The 1,931-nt window shown below is 43.4% G+C and carries 2 protein-coding genes; both read left to right on the top strand.

The window, feature by feature from the left end:
• Positions 1-240: MMPL family transporter (locus ACWF4Z_RS38215; protein WP_452248102.1), on the top strand; the 240-nt coding region annotated here is incomplete at its 5' end.
• 120 nt (positions 241-360) lie between these two features.
• On the top strand, positions 361-1,719 hold the full coding sequence (locus ACWF4Z_RS38210; RefSeq protein ID WP_041339714.1) for an IS1182 family transposase: 1,359 nt from the start codon (positions 361-363) through the stop codon (positions 1,717-1,719).
• Positions 1,720-1,931 lie beyond the last annotated feature (212 nt).

Here is a 1,931-nt window from a genome sequence, read left to right as displayed (position 1 = left end):
GCAGGCGAAGCTTCTATTAAAGCCAACGGATTAGCACTTTCCTTTGGTGTGCTCTTTGATGCCTTTATTGTAAGAATGACACTGATTCCAAGTGTCATGAAGCTGTTGGGGAATGCAGCCTGGTATTTGCCGAATTGGCTGGACAAGATGATTCCGAACGTGGATATAGAAGGGCATCAACTGACAAAGGAAATACAGCCAGAAATAGATCATGAACAAAAGAAACAAATCAGTGTGTAATAGAAAAAGCAGATCTTTAATGATCTGCTTTCAGACTGTAGACAAACTGGAAGAAATCCAGTTTGCCTACAGTCTTTTTTATTTTACAATGGAAGTACTACATAACTTGAGGTGATTGACATGCTTTCGAAACATAATCCCATTCAACGAGATCAATTAGAAATGATTACGTTAAATCAATTGGTACCGGCCAGCCACTTGGTTCGTAAAATAGAGGCAGCACTTGATTTTTCGTTCATCTATGACTTGGTGAAGGACATGTATTCAGAAATCGGTCGTCCCAGTATTGATCCTGTCATCTTAATTAAATTGACCTTCCTTCAATACACGTTTGGAATCCGGTCCATGCGCCAAACGATTGAACAAGTGGAAACCAATATGGCCTATCGCTGGTTCCTTGGGTATGGTTTCCACGATAAAGTGCCTCATTTCTCTACGTTCGGAAAAAACTATGAACGCCGTTTTAAAGATACCGATCTGTTTGAACAGATTTTCTATCGCATCTTAAAGGAAGCTGCCGAGAAAAAGCTAATCAGTGCCGAGCACGTTTTCGTGGATTCGACCCATGTTAAAGCGAGTGCGAACAAACGCAAATTTGAAAAGAAAGTCGTTCGCAAAGAGACACGCGCGTATCAGGAACGCCTTCAAGAAGAGATTAACCAGGACCGGGAAGATCACGGAAAAAAAACATTTCCTCCGGACAAGTTTGAGAAGGAAGAGAAGAAAGAAATCAAAGAAAGCACCACCGATCCAGAGAGTGGTTACTATGTGAAGGATGAACGGACGAAGCAGTTCGCCTATTCTTTTCACGCAGCCGCGGATCGTAACGGTTTTGTGCTTGGCACCATGGTCACACCTGGCAACACACATGATAGTCAGATTTTAGAGCCATTGGTCGGAAAGGTCATAGAGAGAGTCGGAAAGCCTGAAGCGGTCGCCGCAGATGCCGCGTACAAAACTCCTGCGATTACCCGTTACTTATTGGAACAGGGGATGACCCCTGCCTTGCCATACACACGACCACGTACGAAAAAAGGTTTTTTCCGAAAACATGACTATGTGTATGACGAATACTTTGACTGTTATCTTTGCCCGGCAGGTGAGATCTTGGCCTACTCGACAACGAATAAAGAAGGATATCGGGAGTACAAATCGCCAAAACAGATTTGTGCGACATGCCCATTTTTAGCCAGATGTACGGAGAGTAAAGACCACCAGAAAGTGGTGACGCGTCATATTTGGCAGGAATACGTAGAAGAGGCAGACCATCTTCGCTATCACGCAGAGGTGAAAGAGATTTATGCCAAACGTAAAGAAACCATTGAGCGTGTATTCGCAGATGGAAAAGAAAAGCATGGCATGCGTTGGACAACGTTAAGGGGACTTAAAAAATTGTCGATGCAGGCGATGCTTACTTTCGCTGCCATGAACCTGAAGAAGATGGCCAACTGGACGTGGCAAGGTCCAAAAATGGCCTAAATGATGAACTCGAAGAGGTCTGTCTTTTTATTAAATAGCTTCAAATCCCATAAAAAGCTAAAAAGGGGTTCGGAATGAGACCATTCCGAACCCCTTTTGTCGACAAACTGAAAGCCTTTTATAGGCTTTTTTGTTTATACCAGACAATGATTGACCACACTGTTAGAAAAAACAAGGGGGAGACAGTATGTACCGTCTCTTGCACCCGCATC

Source organism: Kribbella sp. NPDC055071 (genome assembly GCF_053608045.1).
The sequence above is the reverse complement of the archived record's forward strand: the minus strand, read 5'-3'. Positions and strand labels throughout refer to the sequence as shown.